This is a genomic window from Thermoleptolyngbya sp. PKUAC-SCTB121 (assembly GCF_016919485.1).
GTDB classification, from domain to species: Bacteria; Cyanobacteriota; Cyanobacteriia; order Elainellales; family Elainellaceae; genus Thermoleptolyngbya; species Thermoleptolyngbya sichuanensis.
In genome coordinates this window covers 546,035-565,337 of the sequence record NZ_CP070366.1, presented here as the reverse complement: position 1 = coordinate 565,337, position 19,303 = coordinate 546,035, and the positions used below count along the sequence as shown (strand labels likewise).

Below are 19,303 nucleotides of genomic sequence, written 5' to 3'. Positions count from 1 at the left end.
TTCTTTACAATGGTTTCTTCCCAAAGCTGCTGCAAGTTTGAGACTTTCCTCCAAACCACGCCAGCAGACAGACTGACCCCGCAATGCTTAACGTCACGGCTCGATTTGCCGCCATTGCCCACTCGCTCTCGTCTAAACGTTCTGGACACCGCCGACCTCAGCGCTGCCCGAACAGACTTACAGGAGCTTGTTTTCCACCGTTTTGACCCTCAGTCAGGAGACCGACCCTACTATGCCGCAGCTTGAGCTTACCCCAGAACTCGACTATCAGAGTGCCGTCTATAAAGATGCCTACAGCCGCATCAACGCCATTGTGATTGAGGGCGAAGAGGAAGCCTTCGACAATTACCAGCGCCTTGCAGAGTTGATGCCTGATCACAAAGACCAGTTGATCGGCCTGTCGAAGATGGAAAGCCGCCACAAGAAGGGCTTTCAGGCCTGTGGGCGGAACCTGTCCGTTGAGCCAGACATGGCCTTTGCTAAGGAATTTTTTGCTGACCTGCACCGCAACTTTCAGGAGGCCGCGGCCCAGGGCAAAATCGTGACCTGCCTGCTGATTCAGTCGCTGATTATCGAGTGCTTTGCGATTTCTGCGTACAACATCTACATTCCGGTGGCAGATGACTTTGCCCGCAAGATCACCGAAGGCGTGGTGAAGGATGAGTATCTGCACCTGAACTTTGGCGAAGAATGGCTGAAGGCGAACTTTGAAGCATCTAAGGCAGAGCTAGAGGAAGCCAACAAGCAAAACCTGCCGCTGGTGTGGCGGATGCTGAACCAGGTGGAAAACGATGCCAAGGAACTGGGCATGGAAAAAGAAGCCCTGGTAGAGGATTTCATGATCAGCTACGGCGAAGCGCTGAGCAACATCGGCTTCACCACTCGCGACATCATGCGGATGTCTGCCTACGGGCTGTCGGCTGCCTAGACGGGCGATCGCCCTCTAGTCCTGCTTTCCCCAGTCCCCTGAGCGGCTCGATTCTTTTCTCCCTGGGGGGCTGGGGGAGGTGGTTTGTGACAATTTTTGCCCGCTTTATGCTGTCCACAGCCCAAGGATGACCGCGCCACACCGTATCCTAATCTTGTTGAGTGAAAGGGATTTTCCATGAAGGCGCAGGTATTTCGCGGAGTCAATCAACTGAGCTACGAAGACGTGCCCGTGCCAGAACTGGCGGCAGACGAGGTGCTGGTGCAGGTGCGGGTGGTGGGCTTGTGCCAGTCGGATATCAAAAAGATTCGCTATCCGCTGTATGAGCCGCCGCGCATCTTTGGGCATGAAACGGCGGGCGTAATTGCGGCGGTGGGCGACGCGGTGCGGGGCTGGCGGACGGGGCAGCGGGTGGTCGTGCTGCACCACATTCCCTGTATGCATTGCGGCTATTGCCTGAATGAAAATTACTCCATGTGCGAGGTGTATAAAAGCATCAGCACGACGGCCGGGTTTGCGCCCAGCGGCGGCGGCTTTGCGGAATATGTGAAAGTGCCGGGGCATATTGTGCAGCACGGCGGGCTAATCGAAATTCCCGACGACGTGACCTTTGAGCAGGCCAGCTTTGTGGAGCCGACCAACTGCTGCCTGAAGGCGGTGAAGAAGGCGCAGGTGCAGCCCGGACAGACGGTGCTGGTGACGGGGGCGGGGCCGATTGGGCTGATGTTTGTGATGCTGGTGAAGTATTTTGGCGCAAGGGCGATCGCCACTGACCTGATCCCGTCTCGCCTGGAAAAAGCTCGCCAGCTTGGGGCCGAGGCCGCCTTCGATCCGCGCGACCCAGACCTGCCCGCAAAAATTCACGCGCTGACCCAGGGCATGGGCGTAGACACGACGCTGCTGGCGGTTCCCAGCGACAAGGCATTCTTTCAGGCACTCGACTGCACCCGCAAGGGCGGCAAAATTCTATTCTTTGCCGAGTTTCCCGATGAGGTGGAGATTCCGATTAATCCCAACATTCTCTATCGCCGCGAGATTGACCTGATGGGCAGCTACAGTTCGTCTTATAAGGTGCAGAGCCTCGCTGCCGATATCGTATTCAACCGACGAATCGATGTGGATGCCCTAGTGAGCGATCGCTTTCCGCTGAGTGACCTCGCCGCTGCGGTCGATCGCGCCGTGTCGCCCACCCCCGACACGTTCAAAATCCTGATTGACGTGGGGCAGGGCTAACGATACTTATCTACTTCAATGCGAGTTAATGCGAGAGGGATGGAACCTGCATGGCTCCATCCCTCTTTTGTTCATCAGATTGAGCTTAGACAAACTGGAACATTGTGCTATTGAGATTCAGCTTGCCGTTCCCCTGAACAATCGCAATCAGTTCATCCGTGCGTCCGGTTTCTAGGAAAATGGCATTCCCTTTGGGCAGTCCCTTGGGTGCGGAACCCAGGCGATAGTCGGAGGCTTTGCCGTGCAGTTGGATGGCATCCTGTTGTCGGTTGAAATCCTTGATCAGCGCGTAATCCTTGAGTCCAGCGCTATTCCGCTTGCCGTCGTCATAGAAAACGCGCTGCTGATCCCCTAGCACGAACAGATCTCGTCCGGGCCCGCCCGTCAACTGGTCGATTTCGTTTCGCCCTGGCGCGCGCGTGTTGGGATTTACCCCAATCAAGATATCGTTCCCGCCGCGCCCATTGAGCCGATCGTTCCCCCGCAAACCCACCAGCATTTCGCCCGCATTCGTGCCTGTTAGCGTATCTTTGCGGTTGGTGCCTCGGAGCGATCGCATTCCGGGTGCGGGCGACAGATCTGGCAGACCCACGGGCGCTCCAATAGGCGCTCCAATGGGTGCAGCGTTGGGCGGCTGCGGCAGCAGTGGATCTTGAGGGCGACCGGGCTGATTGATGCCACCCCCAGGGCGATCGTCGTCTAAAATCGTGATCGTTGCTTCTCGGTTGCCCTGCAAAATCGCATTTCCGCCCTGCACCTCAAGCAGCCGCATCACAATTGTTTCATCGCCTTCGATGAGCGTATCTTGCAAAATGGGAATCGTAATTGTTTTGCTCGATTCGCCAGGCTGGAATAAGATGAAATCTGACTGAGGTAGGATATAGTCTGAGCCGTTGGTTGCGGTGCCGCCAGTAATTTCGTAAGCAACCTGAGAGGCCAGGTGTAAGTCGCTAGAGCGCGTCACCGTCACCTGTGCGCCGACGGGCACGCCGTTTTCGCCGATCTGATAGGTGGGCTGACTAAAGGACACCACCGATGCAATCTCAAACTGCTGGGCATAGATGCCGTAGCCGTCGCCATCTTGCCCCAGGCTTTGCCAAGTGACGATGAAATTGCCATCCCCCTGCATGGCGACCGTTGGGGCAACCTGGAGGCCTGGAGTGTGGGAGTTTACCCGCAGCTCATCACTGAGGGGAATGCCTGTGGCGCTAAAGCGACGCATATAGATGTCGGCATCATTGCGCTCCTGGGTACTGGCCCACGCAACCACAAAGTTGCCTTGGGAATCGAGCGCAATGCTGGGGGCATAGTGGGAACCTGTCGGAGTCTGGCTGACTTGAATCTCGTCGCTGAGGGGCTGCCCTGCGGCATCAAACCGTCGGGCGACCAGCCCTTCAATTTGGCAACCCCAGGCTATGACAAACGAACCATCTGCGCCCATAGCCACCTTTGCGCCGAATTGATCGTTGTCGGTGGTCAGGTTGACGGGAAGTTCGCCGCCGACCGGTCGGCCGTTGACATTAAATCGCTGGGCATAGATGCCGTAGCCGCTGCCATCTTGACCAACGCTTGACCAGGTGATGACGAAGTTGCCTTTGCCGTCTGTGGCGATCGCCGGGTCAAATTGATTGCCGCGAGTCGTTGCGTTTACTCGCACTTCGGCTCCCGCAGGCGACCCATCGGCGTTAAATTGACGGGCATAGATCCCCGCGCCGTCGCCATCTTGACCAATGCTCGTCCAAGTCACCATGTAGCTGCCGTCATCGCTAATGGCGATCGCCGCATCACCCTGGAAGCCCTCAAGCTCCACAGCAAAGAAGCCGTTTTGGTTGCGGTCAGTGCTAGTCAGCCGCGAGACATAAATGTCGCGGCTATTGGTTCTTTGGTTTGGCAAGGTATGGGCGATCGCCACGTTGCCGTCCCGATCCATCGCAATAGCCGGGCTGGAAGCCACATCTTGAACCAGGGTATCGTCGCTCAGCGGCCGACCGTCTTTTTGAAATCGGCGGGTATAGATTCGGTTTCGTCCATCGAACGCTTCTTCCCAAGCAACACGAAAGTTTCCGTCAGCATCGGTTGCAATCGCTGCGCCGTATTGGCTGCCAGCAGGGCGGTTGTTAACACGAAACTCGGAATTCACTTTGAGGATAGACATAGGTAAGTGTTGGGGTTGAGGGTTTGGAAAGGAACAGGGAAAAGGAAAAAACGAAGAACGAAGAGAGAAGAACGAAGAAGGTAGGGTAAAAAAGACTAGGGAACTCTGTCAGCACGAAAATCATGCTGCGATCGCCCGTTTTCTGAAGATTCGCCAGATAAGGCACTAGGTAGTGTCTTAAAACTTTCTAGGTCGTTGATTGCCTTGATCGATCCCCCTAAATCCCCCTTAATAAGGGGGACTTCCGAAGTGGGTCGGCTCGGTTCCCCCCTTTTTAAGGGGGGCTAAGGGGAGATCAAAGGGTTTTAAAACATGCCCTAGGTAAGGTGCTAGATTGGCGCGACTAGATCCCGCGCTTGGCAAATCGCGCCATCACCTGCACGTCGGTATATGCTCCAGCGCGAAAAGCGTAGTCCTTCAGCACGCCCTCGGTTACGAAGCCGAATTTTTGGTAGAGGGCGATCGCCGCGTCATTGTCGGTGTAGACCATCAGATCTAGCCGATGCAGGTTAAACCACTGGTCTGCCAAGTCGATCGCAGCTTTGACCAATGCCGTCCCCACGCCATAGCCGCGAAAGTTAGGATGCACGGCTACGGTGCTGATGTGGCCCATGTGACGCATCCGGGACTGGAGGCAGGTCGAAAAGCCCAGACTGCCTGCAACGCTCTGGTTGTATGTCGCAACCAGCGTATAGTGACCCGCAGGCGGATTGTTTAGCTGCTCACGCATCTCTTCTGCAACAACGCAGGGCATCTTACTCGTCCAGTACACGACATCCGGACTCGTCAGCAAGCTATGTAGCTTATCTATGTCTCCAGCCTGGACATGGCGAATCTGGATCAGTTCTGGGTTGGCTGCTCGGTCAAGGATTCTTGCAGCAGCGGAACGGACTGGCAAGGGATACAGCGCCGATGCGGGCTTTGTGACGTGGGGAGCTTGGGGCAGTTCTGTGGGAACCTGCGTTTTTTGTTCTACTTTTTGTTCTACTTTTTCCTCTATGGGGGAAACCTGCGAAAGCATTGGCTTTCTCCTTTGAAACAACGAATGGGGACAGAACTTTGATACGTATGAGGCGGCAGTATACACGGGTGGGCCGATCCGGCTCAGCCCGCTTGCTGCCAACACCGCATGGCTGAAGTGAACCAGCTACGAGGCGTTCAGACCACCGTCGAGGTTGCAAATCTCTGCTGTTGGTATCTGAACACAAGTTATCGAACCGAGCGATCCCAAACCGTCCTGAAACCGCTCCCAAAGCGCTCCGCTGCAAACTCTCCAGCCTGTGACAAAAAACGTATCACCCAGGCTCTTGACTCTCTAGCAGACTGGAGGCTTCAAGATAGAAGCAGTTCCAAAGACTGTGGCAAAACCAGGGAGTTTTCACCATGACCTACGAATTCACGGTTCCTGATATGGCCTGCTCGGCGTGCAGCGACACCATCACCAAAGCAATCCAAACCATCGATGCTGCGGCAACTGTGCAAACTGACGTGAAAACCAAGCAAGTGAGCGTGGACACCCAGGCCGCAGAAGCAGACCTCCGCAGGGCGATCGCCGAGGCCGGATACACCATCGCGTGAGGGGGTTACTCAATGCAAGATCAAACCTTTCGGCTGCGCGGCATGAGTTGCGCCGCCTGTGCCCACAATATCGAGCAAGCCATCGGTTCAGTGCCGGGTGTAGAGGCGTGCAGCGTCAACTTCGGTGTAGAGCAGGCAACGGTCACCTACGATGAGCGCAAAACGGACATCGCCCAAATTCAGGCTGCCGTAGAAGAAGCGGGCTACGGAGCGCAGCCGATGAGCGATGATGCACTTGCGCCCCTTGCCGATGAAGAGCAGCAGAACCGTCTGGACGAGCACCGCAAGCTGGTTCGCAAAGTCTGGCTGAGCGGCGGGGTCAGCGCGGTTCTGGTTATTGGCTCACTGCCCATGATGACGGGGCTGCCGATTCCCTTGATTCCGATGTGGCTGCACCATCCGCTGCTTCAGCTTGTGCTGACAACACCCGTGATGCTCTGGGCCGGCAGCAGCTTTTTCATCAACGCCTGGAAAGCGCTGAAGCGGCACACCGCCACGATGGATACGCTGGTGGCAGTGGGTACGGGCACAGCGTTTCTTTACTCGCTGTTTCCCACGTTTGCGCCGCAGTGGTTCCTCGCGCAGGGGCTGAGTCCCGATGTGTATTTCGAGGCGGCATCGGTGATTATTGCGCTGCTGCTGCTGGGGCGACTGCTGGAAAACCGCGCCAAGGGGCAAACTTCGGAAGCCATTCGCAAGCTCGTCGGTTTGCAGCCCAAAACGGCGCGGGTGATTCGCAACGGACGGGAATTTGACATTCCTATTTCGGACGTGGGGCTGGGGGATGTGATTCTGGTGCGTCCCGGCGAGAAGATCCCGGTGGACGGCGAAATTGTAGAGGGCGCTTCGACAATTGACGAGGCGATGGTGACGGGAGAAAGCGTGCCTGTGAGAAAGCAGGCGGGCGATGAGGTGATCGGCGCAACGCTGAATAAAACAGGCAGCTTTAAGTTTCGTGCTACTCGCGTGGGCAAAGATACGTTCCTGGCGCAAATCGTCAAGCTGGTGCAGCAGGCGCAGGGTTCCAAAGCGCCGATCCAGCGATTGGCAGATCAGGTGACAGGGTGGTTTGTGCCTGCGGTGATGGCGATCGCCATTCTCACGTTCGTCCTCTGGTTCAACCTCATGGGCAATGTGACGATGTCGCTGATCACGACTGTCGGCGTGCTGATTATTGCCTGTCCCTGTGCGCTGGGGCTGGCCACGCCGACTTCGATCATGGTGGGTACGGGCAAAGGCGCAGAAAACGGCATTTTGATCAAAGGGGCAGAGAGTCTGGAGCTGGCGCACAAGCTGCAAACCATTGTCCTTGATAAAACGGGCACCATTACCCAGGGCAAGCCCACGGTGACGGATTTTGTACCTGCAAATGGCATCGAGCATGAGCTAGACCTCCTACGTCTAGCAGGATCGCTCGAACGCAATTCCGAACATCCGCTGGCGGAAGCCGTAGTGCAATATGCCCGGACACAAGAGGTGGAACTGACCGACCCGCAAGAATTTGAAGCTGTTGCGGGTAGCGGTGTGCAGGGTTATGTCGATCGCCGATTTGTGCAAATTGGAACGCACCGCTGGATGAATGAACTCGGCATTGATACCAGCGCTTTGCAATCTGTCTGGGACAGGCTGGAGTATCTTGGCAGAACAGTGATTTGGATTGCAGTGGATGGCAACGTGGAAGCGGTGATGGGCATTGCGGATGCGGTGAAGCCGTCTTCGGTGAACGCGATTCGCACGCTGAAGCGCATGGGTTTGGAAGTCGTCATGCTCACAGGCGACAACCAGCGGACGGCAAACGTGATTGCTCATGAAGTCGAAATCGATCGCGTCTTTGCCGAAGTGCGCCCTGATCAAAAATCGGCAGTGATCGCAACCATTCAGGCTGAAGGCAAGGTTGTGGCGATGGTGGGCGACGGCATCAACGACGCGCCTGCGCTGGCCCAGGCCGATGTGGGGATTGCGATTGGTACGGGAACCGATGTGGCGATCGCCGCTAGCGACATTACGCTCATCTCTGGCGATTTGCACGGCATCGTCACCGCAATTCAACTGAGCCGCGCCACCCTCCGAAACATCCGACAAAACCTGTTCTTTGCTTTTATCTACAACGTCGCAGGAATTCCCATCGCAGCAGGGATTCTCTATCCCGTGTTTGGCTGGCTGCTGAATCCCATCATTGCAGGAGCGGCAATGGCGTTTAGCTCGGTGTCTGTGGTGACGAATGCGCTGCGTTTACGCAACTTTCAGCCCAGAGGATTAAGCTGATGCCTGAGATGCATACGGATAAGTCCAGTTCAGCGCACATATATTGCATCGCTCGCGATTGGACTTATCCTTGCATTCTCATTCATCCGGTAGCTTAACTGTGCGGCGACCAAATTTACTCAGGAAGGACAGAACGATGAGTAATCACATGACTTTTTTCGGCACATTGGCAGGCTTTGGTTTTCTATTGGGTCTTATTTCTGGCACGCTACTTGAAACAGTACTTGCAACGCTACTCGCGACATCGATCTAGGAGGAGATGAACATGACTTACAAAACAGCACTCATTAACGGCGTTGCAATCGTCGGAATGCTGTGTGGAATGGTCTCGAATGAGGCGATCGCCCAGGAAACGCACACAGAAATACAGCATTCGACCTCTAAAAATGCAGGACAATTCCAACGAATTGAACAACCGCTTTGGGCTAAAGTGGCGGTCACCGCAGGCGGGTTGGGGTTAATCGGGCTGGAGCTTTGGTGGTTTTTGCTCAGCAAACCCAAGTCGCGCAAAGCCACGACACAGGGCGGCATCCAGGAAGTGACCGTGACGGTGGATGGCGGCTATGAGCCAAGCCAGATCGTGGTGCAGGTGGGTCAGCCGGTGCGGCTCAATTTCGATCGCAAAGATCCTAGCAGTTGTCTGGAAGAGGTCCGCTTTCCCGATTTTCGCATTGCCCAAGCTTTGCCGCTGAATCAAACAACTGCGATCGAGTTCACTCCTACGCAACCCGGTCGATATGAGTTTACTTGCGGCATGAATATGTTTCGGGGGGTGGTTGAAGTCCAGGGCGCAGAAGAGAAGGGTGCGATCGCCCCTCCTGCATCCGCACCCACCCATCCCAACCACTCAGCCTTACAGACGCTTTAGATAATGGATGTTAAAGAGCTGCTGGGCATCCGTCCACACCTGAATAGGCTGAAACCCAGCCGCCATTGCCAGCATTTGAAACTCATCGGACGTGTATTTGTAGGAGTACTCAGTTCGCAAGGTTTCGCCATTGCCAAAGCGGATTTTGGCATCGCCAATGTGAACGGTTTGCTGCGCCAAGCTGACAATCTGCATTTCAATGCGGCCAAATGTTTCGTCGTAGCGGGCGCGATAGGTAAACAGCGACAGGTCAAAATCTGCGCCCAGTTCGCGGTTAATCCGGGTCAGCAAGTTCAGAGCAAATGCGGCGGAAATCCCCTGCGCGTCGTCGTAGGCCGGCTCTAGGATCGAAGCAGGTTTCTTCAAATCCACGCCGATGATCAGGTCGCCCAGCACTGCTGCATTTTGCAGAAACTTGACGGCTTCCGCTGGCTCTAGATTACCAATGGAAGAACCCGGAAAAAAGCCGATGGTGTGTCGGTTTTGCAGCTCGGGAATCTGGGCGATGGGGAGCGGCTGCGTGTAGTCGGTGCAGAGGGCGATCGCCTCCAGCCCCGGATAGTCTTGCGCCAGGGCAGTACAGGCTTCGTAGAGGTGCTGCCGCGAAATATCCAGCCCAATGTAGGTTTGCACCTGAGGCGCAGCGTCCAGCAAAAGGCGGACTTTCTGACTGCTGCCACTGCCAAACTCAACCAGCGCCCCGTTTCCCAGATACGTCGCGATTTCGTTTGCGTGGTCTTGCAAAAGCTGGACTTCGGTTCGCGTCAAATAGTATTCCGGCAGCGTGCAGATTGCGTCAAACAGTTCAGATCCGCGCTTATCATAGAGGAATTGCGGCGAGATAGACTTTGGGAATCGCTGCAAGCCTTCCAACACCGCCGATCGAAAGTCCTCTAACGGCGGTTGAAAGTCGTATAGCTTAACCGGGCGATAATGCAGTTGAGAGTTGAGCGTCGCTGTCATAAACCGTTCCTTGAAATCCTAGAATACATATAGTTCTGCACAGAAGATTTCATCTTGGTGCATCAGAATAGAGAATTGAAAAAGAACTCGTCTAGGACACCAGACTACACTGCCAAACGAATGCCGCTGAACTGCCAGCGCGTACTTGCAGGAAAGAAATTGCGATAGCTGGCGCGAATATGTCCAGGCGGTGTGGCACAAGATCCACCGCGCAAGACGGTCTGGTTGCACATAAATTTGCCGTTGTATTCACCAACTGCTCCCGCAGCAGGGCGGAACCCAGGATAGGGCTGGTATGCACTCTGCGTCCATTCCCACACGTCGCCGTAGAGTTGCTCCACAGGCTGTGAATCTTTGGCAGGCTGGGGATGGAGGCGATCGCCCTCCAGCAAGTTCCCGACAACGGGCATCCCCGCAGCAGCAATTTCCCATTCCGCTTCGGTGGGCAAACGGCGATCGCACCAATTCGCAAACGCATCCGCCTCGAATAAGCTGACGTGACAGACGGGCTGCGCCAAGTTGAGCGGCTGCATTCCCATCAGCGTCATTTCCCACCACTGACCGTCTATCTGCTCCCAATACAGCGGCGCAGTCCATCGCTGGGCCTGCACCGTCGCCCAGCCCTCCGACAGCCAGTATTCGGGCTTTTCATAGCCGCCCGCTTCGATAAATTCCAGATACTCGCCATTCGTCACCAGGCGCGATGCCAGCGCAAAGTCTTGGAGATAGACGCGATGGGCAGGGCTTTCGTTATCAAAAGCAAAGCCAGATTGCTGATGTCCAATGGTGTGGAGTCCACCAGAAAACTCGACGAACCGGAGGGGTGGTGCAGTGGCAGCTAGAGCAGTTTTTGGCGCGGCAGGTCGATAAGCAGGGCGCAAAGGATTGGTGGCAAAAATATGTTTGATATCGGTCAACAGCAATTCTTGATGCTGCTGTTCATGGTGAAGCCCTAGAGTGATTAGCGCAGTCATTTCAGCGGAGAGCGGGACGCTGGAAAAGAGCGATCGCATCGCGTCATCGACATAGGCCCGGTATTGATAAACCTCTGCCACGGTTGGGCGAGAGAGCAGTCCCCGCTGGGCCCGAGGATGGCGATTTCCAACCGCTTCGTAATACGAATTAAATAGATAGCTATATTTCGGATGAAAAACGTTGTAATTCTTTAGAAAAGGACAGAGCAAGAACGTCTCAAAAAACCAGGTTGTATGGGCCAGGTGCCACTTTGGCGGGCTGACATCTGCCATACTCTGGATGCCATAATCTTCAATTTCTAAAGGACGGCAGAGCGTTTCGCTCAGTTGACGAACTGCTGAATATTGGTGCTGCAATGGAGGCAATGCCTCAGAAATTGCAACGGTCGTAGGGGACATGGTTAAACTCTCGGTTGAACGCTCAGATAACATGGTGCTGATTCTGACAGGAATCTCAAATTCAAAATGATGATAACCTCGATTTTCACTAAAACTCATCTCAATAAAGGCTGAGATTTCACTCATCAAGGACTCAGCGAAATCTCAGATTTCTTTAGGTGTTTCTCAATTTTTAAGCTTTTCTTTGTTTTTAAGACAACTTGCAGAGTGAGACTTTTAGGGAATCCTGAATTTGAACTTTTCCAGGTAGCATTCAGAATGCTCTAATTTTTCGCTTCGGTTTTGCGCGTTTAATTAGAAAGTGTCTATAGAGGGAAATCCATAAAGGAAAATCCATAAAGAGTGTTGATGTGGAACCTGCAATGTGGAACTAGCAATGCGTGATCGACATCTTGTCGATTTGCGAGTTGATTTGCGATGTGATCTATAAAACATGATTGGTAAATATGGGCAAATATCCAAAAAGACTTAAACACAGGAATTAATAACCGATACTCCTTTTCTGCTTCATCCCTTCATCCCTGCATCCCCGGACTTTCTATGAATCCTCAAGATCTTGTGTCTGATCGTGTTCAGCTTCACTATGCAGTGCAGTTTATTGCAGCAGTGGGTGCAGCACTGGGCAAACCCCAGCCCGATGGGAGCCAGGTGACACTGGATTGGGACGAAGCGCTGTTTGGTTTTATCGGCAAACCAATCCCCGACACGTCAATCCAACTGGTGCTATTGCCCGGTTTGCTGACTAGCGTAATTTTGAAAGATGGAGCAGCGATCGCCTCTTTGCCACTGGCAGGGCAAACCATGCAGCAGGCGCTCGACTGGCACAAAGCAGAACTGGCAAAACTGGGGGTTGCCACCGACTCGATCAAGCTGCTGGAATATCCGCCCGACGATTTCCCCGATCACCTCCTGGCGCACGGAGCCGCGTTCGAGTTTGGCAATTCCGCAGGGCGCGAAGCAGTGGCAGCTTATTTTGCCCAAACGCAACCGCTGCTGGCCAAAATTGTGGCAGAAAACCCAGCAGCGGCGGCGATCGCCATCTGGCCCCACCATTTTGACATGGCCACGCTAATGACCTATGCTGGCTCCACCGAAGCAGACACAAAGTACCTCGGCGTGGGGCTATCGCCAGGCGACCCGTCCTATGGTGAACCCTACTGGTACATTTCGCCTTATCCGTATCCAGAGTTATCTAACCTGCCAGCGCTGGAATCTGGCAATTGGCATACCGATCACTGGGTGGGTGCAGTGCTAAAGGCGACTCAGATTACAAAAGCAGAGGATTTGCCTACCTTTATAGATAGAACGGTTTCTATCGCAAAGCAGATTTTATCGGTTCCTTAGTCTGCCTAGCATAGTTAGCATTAAAGTACGCCGCAAAGCGCTGCGGTTTAGCCATTGCTCTCTTAATGCTCATGATTCCTGAACACCAACGCCTGCTTGAATCGCGCAGCCAAGCGACACCCTGGAAAAAGTGGGGGCCGTATCTCAGCGATCGCCAGTGGGGGACAGTTCGTGAAGACTATAGCGCGGATGGCTCCGCGTGGGACTATTTTTCGCATCAGCAGTCTCACCTTTAGTTTGGACTAACTGGCATCACAATAATGCTCAACAGGATGCCATAAAGAATCTGCTCAACCGTTCATAACAGTTGAACTTAAGGAATTGGATACAATCCTGCTCGCAGTTAAGCTGCTGTTGCAACCGGACTGTTCAGGGATTGTTCGGATGTCTTGCGTTTCGAGGCTCGTTTTTTGACCATCGGATAGCAGGGACGAGGAGTTGGCTTGTGCCCCTTGCCTCGTCCTGGCGATTTACCACGAGGTTTAGGCGCAGGAGCAGGGGTGCCAATCGCTGCCAAAATGCCTGCAAACGCTTGTGCGACCCGACCCGGAGTCAACGTTTCTTGCGGTGCCTGCCAGGGCAAGGGGTGGTCAGTACAGTCCTTTCGCGCTAACCACAACTGCCAACTGAGCAACGGCATCAGGCTGCTCCACTGTTCGGTTGCCGATACAGAACTGAACTGGGGATGTGTCCAATATAGCCTCTGCTTGGCAAAGCGATACCAGTGTTCAATGGCAAAGCGACGGAGGTAGTGCAACCACAGGGTTTCTAACGGAGGCATCTGCTCACCCAGCCAAACTAACCACAAAGGAGCCAAGCGTCGCGTGCTGCTCTGTGTCTCCAGCACCTCCACGCGCAACACTTCCATTGCCCGTTTCGGGGATTTGCGGAAATGGTATGCACTCCAACGACTGACCCGCACTCGTCCCCAGTTGGGATCATCGACTTCAACGGTTTCGACCGGGACACTCCAAGTGTCAGGGTCATTGAGTTTCATCTTATGTCCATGCTTGGCAGGTGCGCCTCGCCCTCGATACGCTGGGGGCGCGCCATAGACACATCGATTGGATGTAACCCGCAGCAGCAAGTCTGCCTCAATCCCTGCCGTTTGGTTGACAAAACTGGCATTGCCGTACCCTCGGTCGTAGATCGCCAACGGACGCACCGCTAACTGCCGAGTCACTTGTTTGAGTTGGAATGCCGCTTTACTGGCGGGTGTTTCAAAGCTGGTGATGCGCTCATGCCGCAATGGTAATGCCCAACTGCCCCTGTCTTCAGCAATCCAGGCTAAGGTACTGTAGTTTTGTCCGGCTATCGGGGCATGTCCTGTTCTGCCTGATAAGGTGCGGTCTTTCAAACGCCTGGCAGCAGGACGGTTCCACCGACTCGCATCACCTGCCAACAACGGTTGCTGCTGAGTCGGTATCTGCTGCACCAACAGCTTCAGCACCTTTGAGCGGGGTAGGCGGCTATCGCGCAACGCTTCATAGGGGCTCGACCACTGGCGACGAAAGACAGGACTCTGCGATAGCCTCACAAACGACACGATGCACGCACTCACTAACACGGCATCCATCAGATCAAACAGGGCATCTCTGGCGTTTCCCAAGCTGGCATACAACGTTTGGCGAAATTGCTGAAGTTCGTTGAAAATCATGGGGTCAATGTTGGTTGTACTTCATTGACCTTACGGCAGTCGGTGCTTCTCATTGACTGCCTTCCTCTTCACCATTAGTCCAAACTAAAGTCTCACAGCCGCGCCTACCGCTGGGGCGAAGACGGACTACTGGGCATCTCGGACGAAAAGCAGCGGCTTTGTTTTGGGCTAGCACTGTGGAATGGCAAAGATCCGGTGCTAAAGGAGCGCCTATTTGGGCTGACGGGGCCGCAGGGCAATCATGCAGAAGACGTAAAAGAGTACTACTTCTACCTGGACAGCACGCCGACCCATTCTTATCTCAAAGCGCTGTATAAGTATCCCCAGGCAGCGTTTCCCTACGAGCAACTCGTCGCAGAAAACCAGCGGCGCGACAAGTTCACGCCGGAGTTCGAGCTAATCGACACGGGTATCTTTGCTGAAAATCGCTACTTCGACGTGATGGTGGAGTATGCGAAGGCTGCACCGGAGGATATTTTGATTCAGATCTCGGTGACGAATCGCGGCCCAGACCCCGCCCCGCTGCACCTGCTGCCGACGCTGTGGTTTCGCAACACCTGGAACTGGGGTGATGCGGTCGAAAAGCCGGGAATGTACCTGCCGCACCTGGGTCAGAAGGGGCTGGAGAGTATTGCGGCGATCGCCTCTACTCACGCCGATCTGGGGCAACACTGGCTCTATTGCGAAGGAGTGGCGGTGAACGGAGCCGAAATCACGCCGCCTGTTTATTTCACTGAAAACGAGACGAACTACGAAGCGCTGTTTAACGTGGGTAACTCCACACCTTACGTGAAAGATGCCATTCATCGCACCGTGATTCACGGGGAAACGGATGCAGTGAATCCGGAACAGCGGGGCACCAAGTCCGCCGCTCACTACGTTCTGGAAATTCCCGCCGGAGAGACGCGCCAGGTTCGTCTGCGCCTTAGCGATCGCCCGTCTATTAGCCATCCCTTTGGCGCGGAGTTTGACCAGATTTTGGCAGCGCGGGTTCAAGAAGCCGATGAGTTTTATCACAAGGTCAGCCCGTTTCCGATGAATGGCGATCGCCGCAATGTGCAGCGCCAAGCGTTTGCAGGCATGATGTGGAGCAAGCAATATTACCGTTACGATGTCAGTCGCTGGCTCCAGGGCGACCCAAACATGCCCGCTCCGCCTGCCGAACGGCTGCATGGCCGCAACCGTCAGTGGGGACATCTAGATGCCGACGACATCATTTCTATGTGCGACAAGTGGGAATATCCCTGGTTTGCAGCGTGGGATTTAGCGTTCCACTGCATTCCACTGGCCATGATCGATCCTGACTTTGCCAAATACCAGCTCGATATCATGACGCGGGAATGGTACATGCATCCCAACGGGCAAATCCCAGCCTACGAGTGGGCCTTCAATGATGTCAATCCGCCGGTTCACGCTTGGGCAACTTGGCGCGTTTACAAAATCGAGCAGCGGATGTGGGGCGAGGGCGATCGCCAGTTTCTAGAGCGCGTGTTTCAAAAGCTGCTGCTGAACTTTACCTGGTGGGTGAACCGCAAGGACACCGAAGGCAGCAACGTGTTTGAAGGTGGCTTCTTGGGCATGGACAATGTGGGTGTGTTTGACCGCAGCGCCCCGCTGCCCACGGGCGGTTTCCTAGAACAGTCCGACGGCACAAGCTGGATGGCGATGTATTGCCTGAATATGCTCGTTATCGCGCTAGAGTTGGCGCAGAAAAACTCGGTCTATGAAGACATGGCGACCAAGTTTTTTGAGCATTTTGTCTACATTGCTGATGCCATGAACCACATTGGCGGCGGCAAGACGGAGCTATGGGATGAGGAAGACGGCTTCTTTTATGACGTGCTGCATCTGCCCCACGGCGATCGCCTCAAGCTCAAAATCCGCTCGATGGTGGGGCTAGTTCCCCTATTTGCCGTGGAAACGCTGGAGCCAGAGTTGCTGGATAAATTACCCGGCTTCAAGGAACGGCTGGAATGGTTTGAGGAGAATCGCCCAGACCTGAGCCACAATATCGCCAGCTTTACGGCGGAAGGGATGGGGCGGCGGCGACTGCTGGCGGTGGTGCGTCCCGATAAGCTGCGGCGCGTGCTGGATAAGATGCTGGATGAGCGTGAGTTTCTCAGCCCCTATGGCATCCGCTCGCTGTCTCGTCATCACAAAGACAATCCCTATACTTTCTATGCCGATGGCAGCGAATATCGAGTCGCCTACGAAGCGGCAGAATCCACCACTCGCTTATTTGGCGGCAACTCCAACTGGCGCGGCCCGGTGTGGTTTCCAGTGAATTACCTACTGATTGAATCCCTGCAAAAATTTCACCACTACCTGGGGGACGAGTTTCTGGTGGCCTGCCCCACCGGGTCAGATCAGGTTAAAAATCTGTGGGATGTGTCGCTTGATTTGGAGGAGCGCCTTACCCGCTTATTCCTGCAAAACGCAGACGGACAGCGCCCTGTTTTTGGCGGCGCAGAACTCTTCCAGACCGATCCCCATTGGCAGAATCACATTTTGTTCTATGAGTATTTCAACGGCGATAATGGCGCAGGGCTGGGAGCCAGTCACCAGACGGGCTGGACGGGGCTGGTGGCGAAGCTAATTCAGCAGTGTGGACGATATGCGGCAGGGGCTAGGCAGGAGCGCTACTTCTGCTAACGAGCCGCAAACCACACCAGCAAAATCTGAACCACGATGATTTTGATGATGGTGCTGCTGGGAAAGACAATGGCATAGCCCAGTTCGGGTTTGTTGGTGGGGACGGACTTGGCAGCGTAGGCCAGGATCGCCGGATTGCCCGTCACGCCAGCTACAATGCCCAGCGCCTCGTCAAAGGATACTCGAAATAGCCCACAGCCTAGCATAAAGGCGGCCACCACGATGGCGGCGGTCATGGCCGCGCCCACGCCCACCAGTTGCAGGCCCGTGCTGCTGAGGGTGGAGAAGAATGCCGGAGCCGATCGCATTCCCACCACAGCCAGAAACAGCGTCAGCCCAAAATTTCGCAGCGTCAGATTGGCTGAAGGTGGAATTGTCCAGTTTAAATGACCGATGCGGCCGCGCCAGCCCAGCAGCAGCGACACAATCATCGCACCCCCAGCTGCGCCAAAGGTGAACGTCCCCAGCCCCGGCAGCGGAAACGGAATCAGCCCAAACAACACGCCCAGCACCATGCCCAGCCCCAGCGCCAGGTAGCTGACTTCGGCCGTGCTGCGGGCAGAGTTGCCAAAAAACTGACGCACGGCAGAATGGCGATCGCGCTCGGCCACCGCCCAAATGCGATCGCCCGCCTCCAGCACCAGCCCCGGATGCGGATAGAGCGTTGCGTCCCCCCGCTGCACGGAAAGGATGGTGCAACCCGGATGCTCGCCCAAGTTTAGCGCCCCCAGCCGATGCCCAATGACGCTGTGCTTGGAGACATACACATCCAGGTCGTCTAGCTCGGTGTGGTCAGGAATAATCTGCGACGGGGCAACATCGCCAATCGTGCGGCAAGCTTGCTTGAGCGCGTCGCCCTTGGCCCCAAGCAGCAGCAGCGCATCACCCGTTTGCAGGCGCAGGTTCGGGCGCGGCATTCGGTTATGACCATTTTGGCGCACGGCGACCACTTGCACCTCGTCGGGAAATTGCGCCGTCACCTCCGACAGATACTTTCCCACCGCTGCCGGATGGCTGACCAGCGCCTCCACCTCCTCTACGCCCCGTGAGGTGGGAACCTCGACTCGCGGCCGCAGGAGCCGCTGCGCCAGATACATCCCCAAAATCGGCCCCAGTACGCCAAACGGATAGGCCACGCCGTAGCCCACTGCGGGCAGGTCACCTCCGACCTTGTCGGCCACAGACTGTAGCGCCGCTGTATTGACCATCGCCCCCGTGAATAGGCCCGCTCCCAGCGCCGGGTCGAGCCGCAGCCAGGACATCAGCAGCGCCGTCACCAATCCTGCCGCCAGCACGCTCAGCAGGGCGATCGCATTTTGGCAGCGACCGCTAGGGCTGAGCAGCCCTTCCACGAAAGGTTTGCCGTACTGAATGCCGATGCCGTAGAAAAATAAAATCAGCCCAACGGTGCCGACTAGCGCAGGCGGCGCAGCATCCTGTGCAACCGCACCCATCGCCAGCCCGACAAACAGCACCGCCCCCACGCCCAGGCTAAATCCGGCGATCGCCACTTCGCCCACCGCATAGCCCAACGCAATTACCAGAAACAGCGTCAGAATTGGCTGACCGCTGAGAAACGCCCACAATCCTTCCACGGCTGCCTCCAGAACAGAAGAGAAGTCCAAGCCACGCTCACTCTTCTTTTCATACCGCCTTTTCCTGGTTCGCTGTCGTCTTCCAAATTACGCTGGAGGCATTTGGGCGTATTTGAATGCAATTGGGGGCGATCGCGCTTGATGACCAGGCTTTTGCGATCTGTAAAATATTGAAGTGCGATCGCTGACACCTTGCTTCGTGTTTCTGATCACAAAATCAGGTGATTTTAAGCGGTTTTAGCTCACAGTAATAGAGTCAACCTTGTGAGCAACCGGATTACCAATAGTTCCCATTCTTGCAGCACTGGCCATACGATATTCATCCCAATCAAAAAAGATTGGCTGCTTGGATGCTTTGCAAAGATAACCGCGATTCTCGCAGGCAGCGCCACGGGTGCGACCGCCAAAAGCCTTATTCAATCTTGGATTAGCAATCCAAAATCTCAAATCCAAAATCCAAAATCGATATACTCTATTCGCAAAAATCAGGAATTGATATCACAATGCGCCGTATCAAATCCTGTTTTGAATCAACAAACTTCCGCACAACTTCGGAATTGTCTTTTTCTAGACTGAAGGAACAAATAGTGTTCCCCTCGCTTCGCTGCAAAGACGTAATTCATTCGGTTAATGCACTCGAGATAAGCATGACATATCCAAAATGGCTCTTAGCTGGTGCAGTTTCAACCATT

Annotated in this window: 12 protein-coding genes and 1 pseudogene; 7 read left to right on the top strand and 6 right to left on the bottom strand. The window is 55.0% G+C overall.

What is annotated here, in order from left to right:
- The first annotated feature begins 232 nt into the window (after nt 1–232).
- Nucleotides 233–928, top strand: a complete 696-nt coding sequence (locus JTM80_RS02335; RefSeq protein ID WP_068511873.1) for an aldehyde oxygenase (deformylating) — start codon at nt 233–235, stop codon at nt 926–928.
- Nucleotides 929–1,105: 177 nt separating this feature from the next.
- A complete protein-coding gene (locus JTM80_RS02330) occupies nt 1,106–2,161 on the top strand; it encodes a zinc-dependent dehydrogenase (RefSeq protein ID WP_172353984.1) in 1,056 nt (351 codons plus the stop codon).
- A gap of 85 nt (nt 2,162–2,246) precedes the next feature.
- On the opposite strand, the gene JTM80_RS02325 is transcribed toward JTM80_RS02330, so the two are convergent.
- Both JTM80_RS02325 and JTM80_RS02320 read right to left on the bottom strand, forming a co-directional pair.
- Nucleotides 2,247–4,316, bottom strand: coding sequence for a Calx-beta domain-containing protein (locus tag JTM80_RS02325; RefSeq protein ID WP_205370510.1), 2,070 nt, complete (start codon nt 4,314–4,316; stop codon nt 2,247–2,249).
- A 343-nt stretch (nt 4,317–4,659) separates the two neighbouring features.
- Nucleotides 4,660–5,337 (bottom strand): GNAT family N-acetyltransferase, encoded by a 678-nt coding sequence (locus JTM80_RS02320; protein ID WP_205370509.1) that lies wholly within the window; start codon nt 5,335–5,337, stop codon nt 4,660–4,662.
- Nucleotides 5,338–5,699: 362 nt separating this feature from the next.
- Between JTM80_RS02320 and JTM80_RS02315 the strand changes: the two genes are divergently transcribed.
- The 3 genes from JTM80_RS02315 to JTM80_RS02305 all read left to right on the top strand — a co-directional run bounded on the left by JTM80_RS02315 (nt 5,700) and on the right by JTM80_RS02305 (nt 9,027).
- A complete protein-coding gene (locus JTM80_RS02315) occupies nt 5,700–5,894 on the top strand; it encodes a heavy-metal-associated domain-containing protein (protein WP_172353980.1) in 195 nt (64 codons plus the stop codon).
- A 12-nt stretch (nt 5,895–5,906) separates the two neighbouring features.
- A complete protein-coding gene (locus JTM80_RS02310; RefSeq protein ID WP_205370508.1) occupies nt 5,907–8,159 on the top strand; it encodes a heavy metal translocating P-type ATPase in 2,253 nt (750 codons plus the stop codon).
- Between the two features lie 265 nt (nt 8,160–8,424).
- Nucleotides 8,425–9,027 (top strand): cupredoxin domain-containing protein, encoded by a 603-nt coding sequence (locus tag JTM80_RS02305; RefSeq protein ID WP_205370506.1) that lies wholly within the window; start codon nt 8,425–8,427, stop codon nt 9,025–9,027.
- On the opposite strand, the gene egtD is transcribed toward JTM80_RS02305, so the two are convergent.
- Nucleotides 9,013–9,990, bottom strand: a complete 978-nt coding sequence (gene egtD / locus JTM80_RS02300) for an L-histidine N(alpha)-methyltransferase (protein ID WP_172353976.1) — start codon at nt 9,988–9,990, stop codon at nt 9,013–9,015. The genes JTM80_RS02305 and egtD overlap by 15 nt on opposite strands.
- A 104-nt stretch (nt 9,991–10,094) precedes the next feature.
- Complete coding sequence (gene egtB, locus JTM80_RS02295; RefSeq protein ID WP_205370504.1) at nt 10,095–11,363, bottom strand: ergothioneine biosynthesis protein EgtB; 1,269 nt, start codon at nt 11,361–11,363, stop codon at nt 10,095–10,097.
- Nucleotides 11,364–11,921: 558 nt separating this feature from the next.
- Here egtB and JTM80_RS02290 point away from each other — a divergent pair.
- On the top strand, nt 11,922–12,707 hold the full coding sequence (locus JTM80_RS02290; RefSeq protein ID WP_172353973.1) for a hypothetical protein: 786 nt from the start codon (nt 11,922–11,924) through the stop codon (nt 12,705–12,707).
- Nucleotides 12,708–13,050: 343 nt separating this feature from the next.
- Here JTM80_RS02290 and JTM80_RS02285 read toward each other — a convergent pair whose 3' ends face one another.
- Entirely contained in the window at nt 13,051–14,364 is a 1,314-nt protein-coding gene (locus tag JTM80_RS02285; RefSeq protein WP_205369514.1) for an NF041680 family putative transposase, read from the bottom strand.
- A gap of 87 nt (nt 14,365–14,451) precedes the next feature.
- On the opposite strand from JTM80_RS02285, the pseudogene JTM80_RS02280 reads away from it, so the two are divergent.
- A pseudogene (locus JTM80_RS02280) lies at nt 14,452–17,016 on the top strand (MGH1-like glycoside hydrolase domain-containing protein); the annotation flags it as partial.
- Here the strand turns inward: JTM80_RS02280 and JTM80_RS02275 are convergent.
- Complete coding sequence (locus tag JTM80_RS02275; RefSeq protein ID WP_205370501.1) at nt 17,013–18,641, bottom strand: aspartate:alanine exchanger family transporter; 1,629 nt, start codon at nt 18,639–18,641, stop codon at nt 17,013–17,015. The pseudogene JTM80_RS02280 and the gene JTM80_RS02275 overlap by 4 nt on opposite strands.
- Nucleotides 18,642–19,303 lie beyond the last annotated feature (662 nt).